Here is a 15,911-nt window from a genome sequence, read left to right as displayed (position 1 = left end):
GATGCACAGGGAATGTCAGTCGAGGGAAATGGTGGTTCCCTCGCGCGCGGCAAAGCAATTTGCGAACTCTGCCTTGGCTGCCGCCTCGATCCGCTCCATCGTCGCGTCGTCGTGGTCGGGATCGTGGTGGAACAGGCCCAGCGTCTTCACATGGGCCGCGCGGGCGATCCGCACCGCTTCCATCCAGGTGGAATGGCCCCAGCCGATCCGTTGCAGCCATTCCTCGTCGGTGTAGGTCGAGTCGTAAAGCAGCAAATCCACCCCGTCGACAAGGTTCAGGATGCTGCGGTCGGGGTGGTCGGGTACATGTTCGGTGTCGGTGGCATAGGCGACCGACCGCCCCTGATACTCGATCCGGTAGCCGGTGGCGCCGTCGGGATGGTTCAGCGCCGCTGTGTGGATGCGCACCCCGCCCTCCAGCTTGAAGCTGTGGCCGGGCGGCACCTCCAGAAAGCTCAGGTCGCCGCCCATGGTGCGCAGCGGCACCGGGAACAGCGGCCGTTCCATCTGGCGCGCCATCACCGATTCGATGTCGGGACCGCCGTTGAGATGGCCGGAGATGACGCGAAGGCCGAAGCCCTTGGTGTAGGCCGGCGCAAAGAAGGGAAAGCCGCTGATGTGGTCGAGATGGGTGTGGCTCAGCAGCAGCGTGGCGCCGGTCACCCCTTCGGTCAGAAGCTTGCGCCCCAGCATCCGCAGCCCGGTGCCGGCGTCGATGATGATCCGCTGCTTGCCCGCCTGCACTTCAACGCAGGAGGTGTTGCCACCGAATCCCAGATGCGAAGCCATTGGGCAGGGAATGGTGCCGCGCACGCCCCAAAAGGTGACTGAAAACCCCATTCCCCGCCTCCAGGCGCGCTCATATGCCGATCCAACCCTTGGGAGCGGTGAGTTTAACGCGATTTGCCTGTCTGTACATGACAGAGCATGAACGGCACAGGGTGTCCGCCGCTCCCCAACCGGAAAAAGAAACGGGGCCGCCTCGCATGAAGCAGCCCCGTCGACCTTGATCGGTTACCTCGATCAGGCTTGGCCGTTTTCCTTACGACCCGGCCGTCTTACAGTTCGGCGGCCATGTAGGTCGGCAGCCAGCCTTCGTTCGCCTCGCGCAGACGCTTCAGCGAGACGATCTCTCCGCCGCGGCCCGACAGCGAGGTGCCGCGGGTTTCACCCAGCACGGTGACCGGAACGCCGGCCACCTTGGCCTTCTCCTGCACCGTCGCGGCGATGTCCGGACGAACGGCCAGGACGTAGCGGCCCTGGTCCTCGCCGAACAGCACGCGGACATGCTGGCCGTCGAAACCGGTCAGGTAGGCGCCGATGCCGCCGGCCAGCGCCATCTCGGCGATGGTGACGATCAGGCCGCCGTCGGCCGCATCGTGGCTCGACACAACCAGACCCTCGTGGATCAGGCCGCGGACGAAGTCGCCGTTGCGACGTTCCACCGCCAGATCGACCGGCGGGGGTGCCCCCTCCTCGCGGCTGAGGATCTCGCGCAGGAAGATCGACTGGCCGATGTGGCCCTTCGTCTCGCCCACCGCGAGGATTACATCGCCCTCGTTCTTGAAGGCGATGCCGACGGCGATCATCGCGTCCGGCATGATGCCGACGCCGCCGATGGCCGGGGTCGGCAGGATGGCCTCGCCGTTGGTCTCGTTGTAGAGCGAGACGTTGCCCGAGACGACCGGGAAGTCCAGTGCCTTGCAGGCCTCGCCGATGCCTTGAACGGCGCCGACGAACTGGCCCATGATCCGCGGCTTCTCGGGGTTGCCGAAGTTCATGTTGTCGGTGATGGCGAGCGGCAGGGCGCCCACCGCCGACAGGTTGCGCCACGCCTCGGCCACCGCCTGCTTGCCGCCCTCGACCGGGTCGGCGAGGCAGTAGCGCGGGGTGCAGTCGGTGGTGATGGCGACCGCCTTGGTCTGGCCCGGCACACGGACGACCGCGGCGTCGGCCTGACCCGACATGAAGCGGGTGTCGCCGCCGACGAGGCTGTCATACTGCTCCCAGATCCAGCGCTTGGAGGCCAGATCGGGGCAGCCGAACAGCTTGGTCAGAGTGTCGCCAAGCTCTTCGGAATAGCCGTCGAACACGCTGTCGGCAACATCCGAAGCCCTCGGCGTCGGCTCCCACGGACGGTTGTATTCCGGGGCGGCGTTGGACACCGGGGCGATCGGCATGTCGCACCAGGTCTCGCCATACATCTTGATGACGAGGTTGCCGGTGTCGGTCAGGTGGCCGATGACGGCGAAGTCCAGCTCCCACTTGTCGAAGATGGCCTTCGCCACCTCCTCGCGGCCGGGCTTCAGGATGATCAGCATGCGCTCCTGGCTTTCGGAGAGCATGATCTCATAGGGCGTCATCGCCTCTTCGCGCATCGGCAGGGTGTCGAGCGTCAGCTCGATGCCCAGACCGCCCTTGCCAGCCATCTCGACCGACGACGAGGTCAGGCCGGCGGCGCCCATGTCCTGGATGGCGACGATGGCGTCCGTCTCCATCAATTCCAGGCAGGCTTCGATCAGCAGCTTCTCGGTGAAGGGGTCGCCGACCTGCACGGTCGGGCGCTTCTCCTCCGAATCCTCGGTGAACTCGGCCGACGCCATGGTGGCGCCGTGGATGCCGTCGCGGCCAGTCTTGGAGCCGACATAGACGACCGGATTGCCGATGCCGGCGGCGGCCGAATAGAAAATCTTGTCGGTCTTGGCGACACCCACGGTCATGGCGTTGACCAGGATGTTGCCGTTGTAGGCCGGGTGGAAGTTGGTCTCACCGCCCACGGTCGGCACGCCGACGCAGTTGCCGTAGCCGCCGATGCCGGCGACCACGCCCGAGACCAGATGGCGGGTCTTGGGGTGGTCGGGCGAGCCGAAGCGCAGCGCGTTCATGTTGGCGATGGGACGCGCGCCCATGGTGAACACGTCGCGCAGGATGCCGCCGACGCCCGTCGCCGCCCCCTGGTAGGGCTCGATGTAGGACGGGTGGTTGTGGCTCTCCATCTTGAAGATGACAGCGTCGCCGTCACCGATGTCGACCACGCCGGCATTCTCGCCGGGGCCGCAGATCACCTGCGGGCCGGTGGTCGGCAGCGTCTTCAACCACACCTTCGACGACTTATAGGAGCAGTGCTCCGACCACATGACCGAGATGATGCCCATCTCGGTGAAGGTCGGGGTACGGCCCAGGATGTCCAGGGCGTTCTGGTACTCCTCGGCGGACAGGCCGAACTCCTTGGCGAGTTCGGCGGTGACCGGACGCTCCTGCGCCCTGGTAGCTTCAGCGCTCACGACAGGGCCTCCACCAGACCTTCGAACATGGGCTTGCCGTCGGTGTTGCCGTGCAGGGCCTCCACCGCGTCCTCGGGGTGCGGCATCAGGCCCAGCACGGTGCGCTTGGCATTGAAGATGCCGGCGATGTCGGACACCGAGCCGTTCGGGTTGCCGCGGGGGTCGCTGCGCGCCTCGTCACCGACATAGCGGAAGGCGACCTGGCCTTCGCCGTCCAGCCGCTTCACCGTCTCCGCGTCGGTCCAGTAGTTGCCGTCGCCGTGCGCCACGGGGAAACGGACGATCTGGCCCTTCGCGTATTTCTTGGTGAAGGGGCTGTCGGTGTTCTCCACCCGCAGATGCTGGACGCGGCAGACGAACTTCAGCGCGCCGTTGCGCATCAGCGCGCCGGGCAGCAGCCCGGCCTCGGTGATGATCTGGAAGCCGTTGCAGACGCCGAGCACCCGGACGCCCTGATCGGCCCGCGCCTTCACCTCGCGCATGATCGGCGAATGCGCCGCCATGGCGCCGGAGCGCAGGTAATCGCCATAGGAGAAGCCGCCGGGGACGACGATCAGGTCGACCTTGGGCAGTTCGGTGTCGCGGTGCCAGACCAGATGCGGCTTGGTCCCGCTGACGGCCTCCAGCGCGGCGACGGCGTCGCGTTCGCGGTTGGAGCCGGGGAAAACGACGATGGCGGCCTTCATGGGGCGGTCAAAATCCGGCGTCGTGAGGGGGAGGAGTTCGCGCCGGACACTAAAGCCGCCGCCCCGGCAAAGCAAGAGTCGGCCAAGGGGCGGCGGCGTTGTGCGCGGCGCATTACAGGGTCGGCGCGTCCTCTTCCGGGTACGCGGTGATGTGGTGCAACGACAGGTCGGCGCCCTTGTACTCCTGCTCAGGATCGAGGCGGATACCGACGGTGACGCGCAGCAGGCCGTAGACCGCCAGACCGGCGGCGAAGCCGAAGCCGGCGCCGCTCAGCGTGCCGACGATCTGGCTGAGGATCGACACGCCGCCAAGGCCGCCCAGCGCCTCCTGCCCGAAGACGCCGGCCAGCAGGCCGCCGGTCAGGCCGCACAGACCGTGCAGCGGCCAGACGCCCAGCACGTCGTCGATCTTCCAGTCGATCTGGCATTTGTTGAAGGCCCAGACGAACAGCAGGCCGGCGATCCCGCCGGTGACCAGCGCGCCCAGCGGATGCATCAAGTCGGACCCGGCGCAGACCGCCACCAGACCGGCCAGCGCGCCGTTGTGGACGAAGCCGGGGTCGGTGCGGCTGATCACCAGCGAGGTGACAATGCCGCCGACCATCGCCATCAGCGAGTTCAGCGCCACCAGACCCGTCACGCCGTCCAGCACCTGGGCGCTCATCACGTTGAAGCCGAACCAGCCCACGCACAGCACCCAGGCGCCAAGCGCCAGGAAGGGGATGTTCGACGGCGGAATGGCGATCAGCGAACCGTTGGGGCGGTAACGGCCGCGGCGGTTGCCGAGGTTCAGCACCGCGCCCAGCGCCACCCAGCCGCTGAAGGCATGCACCACCACCGATCCGGCGAAGTCGTGGAAAGGCTGACCGAAGGTCGCGGCCATCCAACTTTGCAGGCCGAAGCGGGTGCCCCACACCGTGCCTTCCAGCAGCGGGTAGAACAGCGCGATCAGCGCCAGCGTGGCGCCGGCCTGCGGCCAGAAGCGGGCGCGCTCGGCGATGCCGCCCGAGACGATGGCCGGCACCGCGGCGGCGAAGGTCGCGAGGAAGAAGAACTTCACCAGATCGTAGCCGTAGGCCGCGAAGCCGCCGGAACCCTTGCCGACCAGCGTGTGGGCGTCGGCGAAGAAGTCGATGCCGTAGGCCACGGCATAACCGACGAAGAAATAGGCGATGGTCGACATGGCGAAGTCCGACAGGATCTTCACCAGCGCGTTCACCTGATTCTTGCGCCGGACCGTTCCGACCTCCAGCAGGGCGAAGCCGCAATGCATCGCCAGCACCATCACCGCGCCCATCAGCACGAAAAGGACGTCGCCACCCGTCTTTGCCGCATCCATTTGCACAAACCTTCAGCATTTCGCCCAAAAAAGCGGCAGATTGCTAACAGATCAGGCAGATATGCGCAAGGGTCCAGCTGACGTTTGGACAGGCAGAGTGGCGGAAATGCAGCACAAAAAGCGGGCGAACCCGCTTTGGGTTGCCCGCTGTCTGCGCAAGAACGATGCCAAATGATGAAGAGACAGGCGGAGCTGCCTCCGCCCTAATCGGCTTGAACGCCGGCGCTTACATCCCGGCGATGGTCATGCCGTCGATGCGCACGGTCGGCGCATCCATGCCAAAGCGCAGCTCCAGGTCGTCGGCCGCCTCCATGTTCAGGAACATGTCCTTCAGGTTGCCGGCGATGGTGATCTCGTTGACGGGATAAGTGATCTGGCCGTTCTCGATCCAGAAGCCGCCGGCGCCACGGCTGTAATCGCCGGTGACGCCATTAACGCCCATGCCCATCAGGTCAGTGACGTAGAAGCCGTCCTTGATCTCCGCCAGCATGTCGGCCCGGCTGCGCTTGCCGGCAGCCATGTAGACGTTGGCGGGGGCCGGGCCGGGCGGGCCGGAGGTGCCGCGGGCGGCGTGGCCGGTGGTCGTCAGGCCGAGCTGCCGGGCGGACCGCAGGTCGAGCAGCCAGGTGGTCAGCACACCGTCTTCGATCAGCGTGCGCCGCGACACTTCGACGCCCTCGGCATCGAAGGGACGGGAGCGCAGGCCGCGCTTCACATGCGGGTCGTCGACGATGGTGATGGAGGACGCGAAGATCTGCTGCCCCATCCGGTCCTTGAGGAAGCTGGTGCCGCGGGCGATGCTGGGACCGCTGATGGCGCCGGTCAGGTGACCGAGCAGGCCGCGCGACACCCGCGGATCGAAGAACACCGGCACCTTGCAGCTCTTGACCCGGCGCGGGTTCAGGCGGCGGACGGCACGCTCGCCGGCCTCGCGGCCGATCTCGGCGGGATCGCGCAGGTCGGCGCCATAGACCTTGCTGTCATAATCATAGTCGCGCTCCATCCCGGTGCCGGTGCCGGCCAGGACGGAGGCCGACAAGGACTGGCGCGACACGCCGTAGGTGCCGGCGAAGCCGTTGGAGGCAGCAATCGCGATGGTCGAGCGGCTCCAGCCGGCATCGCCCCCTTCGGAATTGGTGACGCCCTCGACCGCCAGCGCCGCCTCTTCGGCGATTCGCGCGCGCTCGATCAGCGTTTCCGAGGACGGTTCCTCATCGTCGCAGATGTCGAGGTCGGGCCAGCTGCGGGACAGCTGCTCCGGATCGGCAATGCCGGCGAAGCCGTCCTCCGGCACCACGCGGGCCATGGCGATGGCACGCTCGACCAGTTCATCCAGCGCTTTGCCGCTGCGGTCGGTGGAGGAGACGATGGCCTGCCGCTTGCCGATGAACACCCTGAGGCCGAGATCGCCGGATTCAGAGCGCTCAAGCTTCTCGGTCTTGCCCAGCCGGTGGGCGAGGGACACGGACGCGCTGTCGAACAGCACGGCATCGGCGGCATCCGCACCGGCAGCGCGCGCCTTGGCGATCAGGTCGTCCAGCAAATTCAGGACCCCGGACGAATCCGTCTTGTGCTGGTCGTTCGGCGAAACGGTCATCAGGCTCTCCGGTTGGTCTCCGTCCTGTCTACCAAATGGGACGGCGACGCGGAACGGGGAAGAGGCAAATTGCCCCCTCCCCACTCCGCGCCGCCGTCGAATGCCGGTTTTGGTTGCGGATCAGGCCAGTTCGCGACGGTCGGCCGGGGCGCCCAGCGCCGGAACCTTCAGGGCGAAGGCGCCTTCGCCCAGCAGCGACTGCACCACCAGCAGGACCGTCCAGAAGGCCGGGAACTCCCAACCGCCCCCCTGCGCATTGAACACCCAGCCATTGCCGACATGCTGGAGCGTGGCGCCGATCATGATCGGCAGCAGGGCCAGCGCGATCCAGCGGGTGTAGACACCGGCGATCAGCAGCAGCCCGCCGCCGATCTCGCCCAGGATCACGAGATAGGCGAAGAAGCCTGGATAGCCGATGCTCTCGAAATAGCCGACGGTGCCGGGAATGGTGAAGGTCAGCACCTTCAGCACAAGGCCATGGGCCAGGAACAGCAGGCCAAGGCCGACGCGCAGCAGGAAGGCGGCATAGGGGGCCGTACGATTGTCGATCATGGTCAGGGTCTCCTCGATCAGGTGGGCCGGATGGGCCGCGTTTTGTCTGAGGAGGAGATTACGCTGGATCGGCCCGCGGGATAATCCGCACAGTTGGCGAAGGTTTGTTGCGACTTTAGCAACAACACTCGGACGGAGCGCCCCCTCCCGCAGCGGGAGAGGGCGAATCGGCGAATTACCCCCGCTTCCAGCTCGTACCCTGCGGACCGTCTTCGAGGACGATGCCCTTGTCGGCCAGTTCCTTGCGGATGCGGTCGGCCTCGGCAAAGTTTTTGGCCGCGCGGGCGGACTTGCGGTCGACGATCAGCTGCTCGACCTCGGCGTCGGTCAACCCTTCGGCCCCGCCAGTCGGCGCCCAGCGGAACCATGCTTCCGGATCCTGCTGCAACAGGCCGAGCTGTTGTCCGGCCGCCAGCAGCGCGCCCTTGGCCGCGGCCTTCTCGGCATCGCTCTTCGCCTTGTTCACCGCGGTCGCCAGCTCGTGCAGATGCGCGATGGCGAGCGGACTGTTCAGATCGTCCTCCAGCGCCGCCAGCACGTCGAAGGGCAACTCGGCCGGAATCGCTGCCGGCTCGCCGCGCAGAGCCTGATACCAGCGGTCGAGCGCCCCCTTGGCCTGGCGGATGCCCTCGCGGGTGAAGTCCAGCGGCTGCCGGTAATGGGCGCTCAACAGGGTCAGGCGGATCGCCTCGCCCGGGAACTCGTCCAGCAGATCGTGCACGGTGAAGAAGTTGCCGAGCGACTTCGACATCTTCTCGCCTTCGACCGTCACGAAGCCGTTGTGGACCCAGGTGCGGGCCAGCCGGTCGGTGCCGTTGGCGCAGCAGCTCTGGGCGATCTCGTTCTCATGGTGCGGGAAGATCAGGTCCAAACCGCCGCCATGAATGTCGAAGGTGGCGCCGAGATGCTCCTTCGCCATGGCGGAGCATTCGATGTGCCAGCCCGGACGGCCACGGCCCCAGGGGCTGTCCCAGCCGGGCTGGTCGGGCGTGCTCGGCTTCCACAGCACGAAGTCGGAGCTATCGCGCTTGTAGGGTGCCACCTCCACCCGCGCGCCGGCGATCATGTCCTCCAGCGAGCGGCGGGACAGCTGGCCGTAGCTCGGCATCGACGGCACGGAGAACAGCACATGCCCTTCCGCAGCATAGGCGTTGCCGCGCTCGATCAGCGTGGCGATCAGCGCGATCATCTGGCCGATATGCTGGGTGGCCCGCGGCTCGATGGTCGGGCGCAGCGAGTTCAGCGCGTCCATGTCGGCATGGAACAGGTCTGTGGTGCGCGCGGTCAGCGTATCGATCGGCTCGCCGCTGTCCCGCGCCCGGTCGATGATCTTGTCGTCCACATCGGTGATGTTGCGGACATAGGTCACCGCCGGATAGAGCCGCGACAGCAGCCGGAACAGCAGGTCGAACACCACCACCGGCCGGGCGTTGCCGATGTGGGCGGTGTCGTAGACCGTCGGACCACAGACATACATGCCGACATGGTCCGGGCGAAGCGGCTCGAAGCGCTCCTTACGGCGGGTCAGCGTGTTGTAGAGGTCCAACGGCACGGTCCGAACTCCTGGATGAAGAAAGGTTTCAGGCGGTTTCGCCGGCCAGACGCCGGAGGCTGCGCGCCCGTCCGATCAGGGGTAGCAGGTTCTTCAATTCCGGTCCATGGTCGCGCCCGGTCAGCGCGCGGCGCAGAGGAAGGAACAGATCCTTGCCCTTGCGGCCCGTCGCCCCCTTCACCGCATTGGTCCAGGCGCCCCAGGTGCCGAGGTCCCACGGCTCGTCGGGCAGCAGCGCCGCCGCCTGGGCCAGGAAACCGGCGTCCTCCACCAGCGGCGTCACCGGCGCATGGGTCACCGCCCACCAGTCCTGCGCGTCGCTCAGCCGCGCCAGATTGGGCCGCACCGCGTCCCAGAAGGCGGCATCGGCGCCCGTCAGGCCCAGCGCCTCCAGCCGGGCGGCCACCGCCTCGAACGGCGTCAGGTGCAGGATGCGGGCGTTCAGCCGGCCCAGCTCCTCCGGATCGAACTTCGGCGTGCCGCGGGCGATCTTCGACAGGTCGAACTCAGCAACCAGCTCGTCCAGCGTCAGCCGCGCCTCGATGGGATCGGAGGTGCCGAGCTTCGCCAGCAGGCTGTTGACCGCCATCGGCTCGATGCCGTCCTCGTCGCGCAGGCTGCCGACCGACAGACTGCCCAGCCGCTTCGACAGCCCCTGCCCGCCGGCATCGGTCAGCAGCGGCAGATGAGCGAAGGTCGGTACCGCCGCACCGAGCGACTCGCCAAGGGCTTCGAAGATCTGGATCTGCACCGCGGTGTTGGCGACATGGTCCTCGCCGCGGATGATGTGGCTGATGGCGAAGTCGGCGTCATCGACCACGCTGGTCAGGGTGTAGAGCGGCCGGCCATCCTCGCGGATCAGCACCGGATCGCTCAGCGCCGTGCCCTCGAACCGCACCGGCCCGCGGACGAGGTCGATCCATTCCACCGGAGTCGGGTTCAGCTTGAAGCGCCAATGGGCCTTGCGCCCCTCCCCTTCCAGCCGGGCGCGATCCTCGTCGGTCAGGCGCAGCGCGGCACGGTCGTAGATCGGCGGACGGCCCTGCGACACCAGACTGGCACGCTTGAGGTTCAGTTCCTCCGGCGTCTCGTAGCAGGGATAGAGCCGACCGGCGGCCTTCAACGCCGATGCCGCCTCGTCATAGCGCGGATAGCGGTCGCTTTCGCGGGCAAAACGATCCCAGGTCAGGCCCAGCCAGGTCAGATCGGCAGCGATGGCGTCGGCGAACTCCTGGGTGGAGCGCTCCTCGTCGGTGTCGTCAAGCCGGAACATGAAGCTTCCGCCGGTCTTGCGCGCAAACAGCCAGTTGACGAGCGCAAGGCGCACATTGCCGACATGGATGCGGCCGGTCGGGCTGGGGGCGAAACGGACGGCGGTGGACATGGCTGAACTCGATTGCAGACGGGACAGGCGGGCAGTCCTAGCACGGCCGGCGCGCCATCCGAAAGCGGTCCGCGACCGATGCATCCGCGCAACAGGTCGGGCATTGCGTCGGTTGCCACGGTAGGCGCGGGAAACGGCCTGCGTTAGCTTGGCGGCAAATCCAATCTCGGAGACATCCTATGGCGGACAAGAGCTTGCGCATCGGCGTCGTGCTGTCGGGCTGCGGCGTGTATGACGGTGCGGAAATCCACGAGGCGGTCTGCACCCTGCTGGCCATCGCCAAGGTCGGCGCGGTGGCGGTGTGCTACGCCCCCGACATTCCACAGGCCCATGTCGTCAACCACCTGACCGGCCAGGAGACCGGCGAAAGCCGCAACGTGCTGGTCGAGTCCGCACGCATCGCCCGCGGCAAGATCATCGCGCTCAGCGAGTTCTCGGCCGGCGACGTCGATGCGCTGATCTTCCCCGGCGGGTTCGGCGCCGCCAAGAATCTCAGCGATTTCGCCTTCAAGGGGGCCGACTGCTCGGTCAACCCGCAGGTGGTGGCCGCCGTCGCCGCCATGCGTGCGGCCGGCAAGCCGATCGGCGCGCTGTGCATCGCGCCGGCCATCCTCGCCAAGATCCTGGGCCAGCAGGGGGTGGAGCTGACCGTCGGCAACGATCCCGGCACCGTCGCCGCCCTGGAAGCGATGGGGGCGGTCCATCGCACCGCCACCCATGGCGAGATCGTGGTCGATCCAGGGCTGAAGGTGGTCACCTCCCCCTGCTACATGCTGGACGCCACTCTGGCCCAGATCGCCGAAGGGGCCGAGAATACTGTCAAGGCTCTGGTCGATCTGGCGAAGTAGGCAAGACAAACGCACGACGAAGGAGGTAGCGATACCTCCTTTGTCACACGCAATGTCACAAAGCTGAGCAATAATTCATTAACCGCCTTCCCACACCCTTTGCCTCAGTTTCTTTTTTATCAGGCGAGGGTTGGCGATGACCTGCATTGTGGGATTGGTGGACGGCGATCGCGTGTGGATGGGCGGCGACAGCGCCGGGGTGAACGGGCTGGACATCACCGTCCGCGCTGACACCAAAGTGTTCCGCAACGGCGACAGCCTGATCGGCTTCACCAGTTCCTTCCGCATGGGCCAGCTGTTGCATTACCGGCTGGAGGTCCCGTCCCGCGACCATGACGCCGACCTGTTCCGCTACATGGTCGTCGACTTCGTCGATGCCGTCCGCAACTGCCTGAAGGACGGCGGCTACGCCCACCGCTCCAACGACGTGGAGACAGGCGGCACCTTCATGGTCGGGTTGGAAGGCCGCCTCTTCACCGTGCAGTCCGACTATCAGGTCGGCGAGGCGGTGCGCGGCTACCACGCCATCGGCTGCGGGTCGGATTACGCGTTGGGTTCGCTTGCCTCCACCGCCGGCCAGCCGCCGGAAGAGCGCGTGCTGAAGGCATTGGAATGCGCCGAGCTGTTCAATGGCGGCGTCCGTGCGCCCTTCACCATCCAGTCCAGCCTGCGCCGCCCGCAGCTGGCGCTGACCGAAGCCGCGTAAACTCCGTCTTCGCTCCCACTCTTCGACCAAAGTCGGAAGCAACGGCAAAGGCTGCGCTCTGGCCATCCAAAGCATCGTGGCGTATGAACCCCTGTTTTGCTGCACTGCGGGGCAGGGGATAACCACAAAAATCTTTGGGTGATAGAGATGACGGATCAAGCGGTTACCGCCGATGCTTATCTTGGTGAAGACGCGAACCCGGCCGGGTTGTTGAGCAACTGGGGAAATTCGCCCTCCTTCGTCTTTCCCGCCATGCTACTGATCTTCATCATGCCGCTGGCGATCATCTTCCATCCGACCTGGGTGGTTCTGCCGGCCGTGCTGTGGACCTTCGGCATGATCGCCACGATCATCAAGCTGACGCGCGGCTGACGTCCGCAAGACTTCGAAACGGGTGTGAAGGGGGGCTGCCCCCTTCCACCCGCCCGCTCTACAGCAGATCGGTGAAGCCGCCGGCAATCGGAAAGCGCCGCAACCGCACCGTTGACCGGCGGGACACACGCGGCCCCGGCGGAGCCCCGCGGCGGCCTGCTTCCGCCCGAGCCATCAATCGCCAGACCGCAGCCACCGTCTCCGATGCATGACCGAGTGTCATGAGATCGGCCGGCGACAGCCCGCCATCGAGCAAGCCGGCCAGCAGATCGTCCAACATCTCCGCCGGCGGTAGGCCAGCCGGAGTTTCAGCTTTCATCCGGCGCATCAGCACCCGCTCCGGCACCACCAGCCCGGCTGGCCCGCGCGATACCGCCGGCTGGTTGCGGTTGCGCCAGCGCGCCAGTTCCAGCACCGCCGTCTTCGGCACGTCGGCCAGCACGGCATAGCCGCAACCCGTCTCCTCCGGCGCAAGGCCGAGCAGGCGGTCGGTGCGGTCCACGCTCGACAGCAGCAAGGCCCCCATCCGCTCCGCGAGCGCCGCCAGAGTCGCGGAACGCAGGCGGGCATGCATCCGCTCCACCGCCATGGCCGGATCGCGGCCGGCGAAAGCCGGGGCCAACAGCGAGTCGGCAGCCTTCAGCAGCGGCGCCAGCGCGACATTGTCGAGGCGGCAGCCCAGCAACTCCACGATTTCCGCCGCGTCGTCCAGACTGTCGGCCAGGGCACCGGCAAGATCAGCGTCCGGGCCGCCCGGCAGCGGTGCCCGGACCGCCAGGACCCGCTCCGGCCCCAACGCATCGACGGCGATGGCGGCAACAAGCGCCGAGTCCAGACCGCCGGTCAGACCGACCGCCACACCCGGCGCGCCGGATTTCGTTACGGCATCGTGCAGACCCAGCACCAGCGCGCCATAGAGCGCCTCAGTTCCTTCTGCCGGAGCAATCGTTTCGGCCTCGGAACTGTCCCAGCCATCATCGTCTCCGCGTTCCCACCGGGTCAGCAGAAGATGTTCGGCGAACAGCGGAGCCTGGGCGACCAGCCGCCCGCCGGGGGCAAGCGCGAAGCTGCCGCCATCGAACACCCGCTCGTCCTGCCCGCCGATCAGGTTCACGGCGGCCAGCGGCAACCCGCATTCCACCACCCGCGCGACGCCGGCATGAATCCGCTGGTCGGCACGGCCAGGAGCGAAGGGACTTGCCAGCATGGCGACCAGCAGCTCGGCACCGCTTTCCGCCAGCGTTTCCGCAACGTCGCCGGTGGTCAGGTCGCCGCCGACCAGCAGGCCGATCCGCACCCCGCGAACATTGACCGGACCCGGCATCGGACCGCTATCGAAACGATCCTCCTCCGGCCCACCGATTTCGCCGGAATCCGTTCCTGCCTGGAAACGAACCGCAGCGACTCTTCCACCATCCAGCAACAGCGCGGCATTGTGACGCTTCGATCCGTCGCGTCCCAAATCCCCAGGCACCGAATCCCCACGCCAGGGAACGCCGACCAGCAAGGCCGGCCCACCGTCGGCGGTGTCCTCCGCCAGCGCCTGCACCGTTGCCTCCACCGCGTCGAGGAAGACGGGAAGTGCGGCGAGATCCAGCAAAGGGGCACCGGACAGGCCGACTGCGGGACAGACGACCAGATCGGCACCGCGCGCCGCAGCCTCAGCCCTTACGGCGCGGAGTCGGTCGGCATTCGCGGCGAGGTTGCCGGCGGCGGGATTGATCTGGGCGAGGGCTATGGACAGGCGGTCGGTCATGATGGCTGGCTCCCTTCTTCCGGGTCCTTTGGGGACAAGGGTAGCAGCCCCTTCTCCTTGGTGAAAGCCGCGGCTCGTCGCAGCTCATCACGCAGGCGGAACAAGTGGCGGCAAGTTATCGGATGAAGTTTCACAGTCGCCGACACTTAGTAAGGAAACGAATTTGTTTCAATCATTGAAAGAAATCCATGAAATTAACAAACGGTAAAGGTTGTCGGCGTCATGCTTCGGCTTGCACACAAACAACGCGATGCGGGGGCATCCATGTACTACGCGGAGCTCAGCGGCCCGAGCGGCAAACCGTCGGTGCTGTCCACGGCTGTGCAGAACGGCTCGTCAAAGACGGCCGGCACGGTGAAGGACGCGCTGGCCAAATCGGACGCGAAAACGGTAGACGGCGACAAGGCAGACAAGAAGTCCCAGTCGCCGGCCTACACCATCAGCCAGTCGATGGAATCGCTGCTGGACAGCATGACCGGCAAGAGCGGCGCCCAGGCTGCGGGCGGGGCAGCGGGCGGGGGTGGCGCCCTGGCATCCGGCAGCGGCGTGGACCGTGCCAAGCAGGCCCAGTCGCTGATGCAGTCGGCGCTGGACCACGGCAAGGGTCTGTCCGGCATGTTCGGCAAGGGCATCGACGCCCTGAAGCAGGGGCTCGGCGACACGCTGAGCGCGCTCGGCGTTCCGCAGAACCGGATCGACGACGCCGTGAAGGGCTTCGGCGACGGGCTGAAGTCCAAGCTGGACGGCATGAACCTCAGCGACCTGTCGGTGGACATGCAGGCCACCCAGTCCCAGTGGTCGATCGAGTCGCACGGGATCGACTTGGAAATCCAGGACGGCGACCGCAGCGTCAAGATCTCCTTCGCGAAATCGACCCTGGACTTCCGCCGCGACGACCAGCGCCTGCAGGCCTCCCTGGGCAAGGGCGGCGACATGGCGCTCAGCGCCACCGGCATGACCACCACCGCCACCGGCAAGTCGACCGGCATGATCGTGCGCTCCGAGGGCTTCAGCGAGGATGAGATCAAGGACATCCTCGGCAAGCTGAACGACATGGCCGCCAAGGGCGGCGGCGACGGGATGAAGGGGCTGGCGGTGCTGAAGCCGACCACGTCGAAGGACGGCGTCACCCACCTGACGCTCGACCTGTCCAATCCGATCGCAGGGCTGTCGGCCGGGAAGGGCGGGACGGCGGCCACCGCCGCAACTCCAGCGAAGTCGCAGGGCGTCGATCTGACCGCCTGAGGCGGTCCGATGCGGTCTCCGACGCGTTCATTGTCACAGCGCCGGCCCGGATCCGTCCGGACCGGCGCTTGCCCATGAGTGATGGCTTCTTTACAAGCGGTCCCGGTGCCGGCCCGCTGGGCCGGGCGCCGTCCGACCTCCCGGAACCATCGCCCGGATGAAGACATGACCGACCGCGACACGCTGCTGGCCCTGAACCAAGCCTTCTACAGGGCCTTCACCAACCGCGACACCGCCGCGATGGAAGCCCTGTGGGCGGAAACGCTGCCCGTCTCTTGCATCCATCCCGGCTGGACCGCCCTGTTCGGGCGTGACGCCGTGCTGACCAGTTGGCGCGATGTTCTGCGCACACCCAGCGGCATCACGGTGGCGGCCCGGAACGAGCGGGTCACCCTGCACGGCGACACCGCACTGGTGGTCTGCGAGGAAACGCTGGGCGATGCCGTCCTGGCCGCCACCAACCTGTTTGCCCGAGAAAAGGGCAACTGGCGTCTCGCCCATCATCAGGCGGGTCCCATCGCCCCAGCCCGCGCCGATATCGAGATCCCGGTCAAGCCGCTGCGGCGCCTGCACTGAACCGGACCGCAGCT

The 15,911-nt window shown here is 66.8% G+C and carries 14 protein-coding genes; 5 read left to right on the top strand and 9 right to left on the bottom strand.

Annotation, left to right across the window (positions count from 1 at the left end; translation table 11 throughout):
* Nucleotides 1–15: 15 nt before the first annotated feature.
* The 8 genes from ABNQ38_RS26500 to gltX form a co-directional block, all read right to left on the bottom strand.
* Entirely contained in the window at nucleotides 16–840 is an 825-nt protein-coding gene (locus ABNQ38_RS26500; RefSeq protein WP_377808826.1) for an MBL fold metallo-hydrolase, read from the bottom strand.
* Between the two features lie 218 nt (nucleotides 841–1,058).
* Nucleotides 1,059–3,284 (bottom strand): phosphoribosylformylglycinamidine synthase subunit PurL, encoded by a 2,226-nt coding sequence (gene purL / locus ABNQ38_RS26495; RefSeq protein WP_377808825.1) that lies wholly within the window; start codon nucleotides 3,282–3,284, stop codon nucleotides 1,059–1,061.
* Nucleotides 3,281–3,970 carry a phosphoribosylformylglycinamidine synthase subunit PurQ gene (gene purQ, locus ABNQ38_RS26490; protein ID WP_109075620.1) on the bottom strand — a complete coding sequence of 230 codons (690 nt, stop codon included), beginning with the start codon at nucleotides 3,968–3,970 and terminating at the stop codon, nucleotides 3,281–3,283. Before purQ ends, purL begins: the two co-directional genes overlap by 4 nt.
* Nucleotides 3,971–4,082: 112 nt before the next feature.
* On the bottom strand, nucleotides 4,083–5,309 hold the full coding sequence (locus ABNQ38_RS26485; RefSeq protein ID WP_377808824.1) for an ammonium transporter: 1,227 nt from the start codon (nucleotides 5,307–5,309) through the stop codon (nucleotides 4,083–4,085).
* Between the two features lie 226 nt (nucleotides 5,310–5,535).
* Nucleotides 5,536–6,906 (bottom strand): TldD/PmbA family protein, encoded by a 1,371-nt coding sequence (locus ABNQ38_RS26480; RefSeq protein ID WP_377808823.1) that lies wholly within the window; start codon nucleotides 6,904–6,906, stop codon nucleotides 5,536–5,538.
* Between the two features lie 120 nt (nucleotides 6,907–7,026).
* Nucleotides 7,027–7,458: a DoxX family protein gene (locus ABNQ38_RS26475; protein ID WP_377808822.1), complete on the bottom strand. Its 432-nt coding sequence runs from the start codon at nucleotides 7,456–7,458 to the stop codon at nucleotides 7,027–7,029.
* Between the two features lie 175 nt (nucleotides 7,459–7,633).
* A complete protein-coding gene (gene cysS, locus ABNQ38_RS26470; protein ID WP_377808821.1) occupies nucleotides 7,634–9,010 on the bottom strand; it encodes a cysteine--tRNA ligase in 1,377 nt (458 codons plus the stop codon).
* A gap of 28 nt (nucleotides 9,011–9,038) precedes the next feature.
* The gene (gene gltX / locus ABNQ38_RS26465) at nucleotides 9,039–10,394 is read right to left on the bottom strand and encodes a glutamate--tRNA ligase (protein ID WP_377808820.1); all 1,356 of its coding nucleotides are present in this window, start codon (nucleotides 10,392–10,394) and stop codon (nucleotides 9,039–9,041) included.
* 179 nt (nucleotides 10,395–10,573) lie between these two features.
* Between gltX and elbB the strand changes: the two genes are divergently transcribed.
* The 3 genes from elbB to ABNQ38_RS26450 all read left to right on the top strand — a co-directional run bounded on the left by elbB (nucleotide 10,574) and on the right by ABNQ38_RS26450 (nucleotide 12,320).
* Nucleotides 10,574–11,242 (top strand): isoprenoid biosynthesis glyoxalase ElbB, encoded by a 669-nt coding sequence (gene elbB, locus ABNQ38_RS26460; protein WP_377808819.1) that lies wholly within the window; start codon nucleotides 10,574–10,576, stop codon nucleotides 11,240–11,242.
* A 136-nt stretch (nucleotides 11,243–11,378) separates the two neighbouring features.
* Entirely contained in the window at nucleotides 11,379–11,948 is a 570-nt protein-coding gene (locus ABNQ38_RS26455; RefSeq protein WP_098739245.1) for a hypothetical protein, read from the top strand.
* A 147-nt stretch (nucleotides 11,949–12,095) separates the two neighbouring features.
* On the top strand, nucleotides 12,096–12,320 hold the full coding sequence (locus ABNQ38_RS26450) for a hypothetical protein (RefSeq protein WP_377808818.1): 225 nt from the start codon (nucleotides 12,096–12,098) through the stop codon (nucleotides 12,318–12,320).
* Nucleotides 12,321–12,378: 58 nt separating this feature from the next.
* Here the strand turns inward: ABNQ38_RS26450 and nadE are convergent, their stop codons facing one another.
* Complete coding sequence (gene nadE, locus ABNQ38_RS26445; protein WP_377808817.1) at nucleotides 12,379–14,076, bottom strand: NAD(+) synthase; 1,698 nt, start codon at nucleotides 14,074–14,076, stop codon at nucleotides 12,379–12,381.
* 264 nt (nucleotides 14,077–14,340) lie between these two features.
* Here nadE and ABNQ38_RS26440 point away from each other — a divergent pair, with 264 nt between their 5' ends.
* Both ABNQ38_RS26440 and ABNQ38_RS26435 read left to right on the top strand, forming a co-directional pair.
* Nucleotides 14,341–15,321, top strand: coding sequence for a hypothetical protein (locus tag ABNQ38_RS26440; protein ID WP_377808816.1), 981 nt, complete (start codon nucleotides 14,341–14,343; stop codon nucleotides 15,319–15,321).
* Between the two features lie 165 nt (nucleotides 15,322–15,486).
* Nucleotides 15,487–15,897, top strand: a complete 411-nt coding sequence (locus ABNQ38_RS26435) for a nuclear transport factor 2 family protein (RefSeq protein ID WP_377808815.1) — start codon at nucleotides 15,487–15,489, stop codon at nucleotides 15,895–15,897.
* The last annotated feature ends 14 nt before the right edge of the window (nucleotides 15,898–15,911 follow it).

The sequence above is a fragment of the Azospirillum sp. A29 genome, assembly GCF_042604625.1.
Classification (GTDB): Bacteria; Pseudomonadota; Alphaproteobacteria; order Azospirillales; family Azospirillaceae; genus Azospirillum; species Azospirillum palustre.
Note: the sequence above shows the minus strand (reverse complement) of the source record. Positions and strands in the feature narration are given on the sequence as shown.

Bases quoted from the DNA above. Each gene is read 5' to 3' on its own strand.
- ABNQ38_RS26480 (WP_377808823.1), bottom strand. From the start codon at position 6,906: ATGACCGTTTCGCCGAACGACCAGCACAAGACGGATTCGTCCGGGGTC.
- ABNQ38_RS26500 (WP_377808826.1), bottom strand. From the start codon at position 840: ATGGGGTTTTCAGTCACCTTTTGGGGCGTGCGCGGCACCATTCCCTGC.
- ABNQ38_RS26455 (WP_098739245.1), top strand. From the start codon at position 11,379: ATGACCTGCATTGTGGGATTGGTGGACGGCGATCGCGTGTGGATGGGC.
- ABNQ38_RS26485 (WP_377808824.1), bottom strand. From the start codon at position 5,309: ATGGATGCGGCAAAGACGGGTGGCGACGTCCTTTTCGTGCTGATGGGC.
- purQ (WP_109075620.1), bottom strand. From the start codon at position 3,970: ATGAAGGCCGCCATCGTCGTTTTCCCCGGCTCCAACCGCGAACGCGAC.
- ABNQ38_RS26475 (WP_377808822.1), bottom strand. From the start codon at position 7,458: ATGATCGACAATCGTACGGCCCCCTATGCCGCCTTCCTGCTGCGCGTC.
- ABNQ38_RS26450 (WP_377808818.1), top strand. From the start codon at position 12,096: ATGACGGATCAAGCGGTTACCGCCGATGCTTATCTTGGTGAAGACGCG.
- elbB (WP_377808819.1), top strand. From the start codon at position 10,574: ATGGCGGACAAGAGCTTGCGCATCGGCGTCGTGCTGTCGGGCTGCGGC.
- gltX (WP_377808820.1), bottom strand. From the start codon at position 10,394: ATGTCCACCGCCGTCCGTTTCGCCCCCAGCCCGACCGGCCGCATCCAT.
- nadE (WP_377808817.1), bottom strand. From the start codon at position 14,076: ATGACCGACCGCCTGTCCATAGCCCTCGCCCAGATCAATCCCGCCGCC.
- ABNQ38_RS26435 (WP_377808815.1), top strand. From the start codon at position 15,487: ATGACCGACCGCGACACGCTGCTGGCCCTGAACCAAGCCTTCTACAGG.
- ABNQ38_RS26440 (WP_377808816.1), top strand. From the start codon at position 14,341: ATGTACTACGCGGAGCTCAGCGGCCCGAGCGGCAAACCGTCGGTGCTG.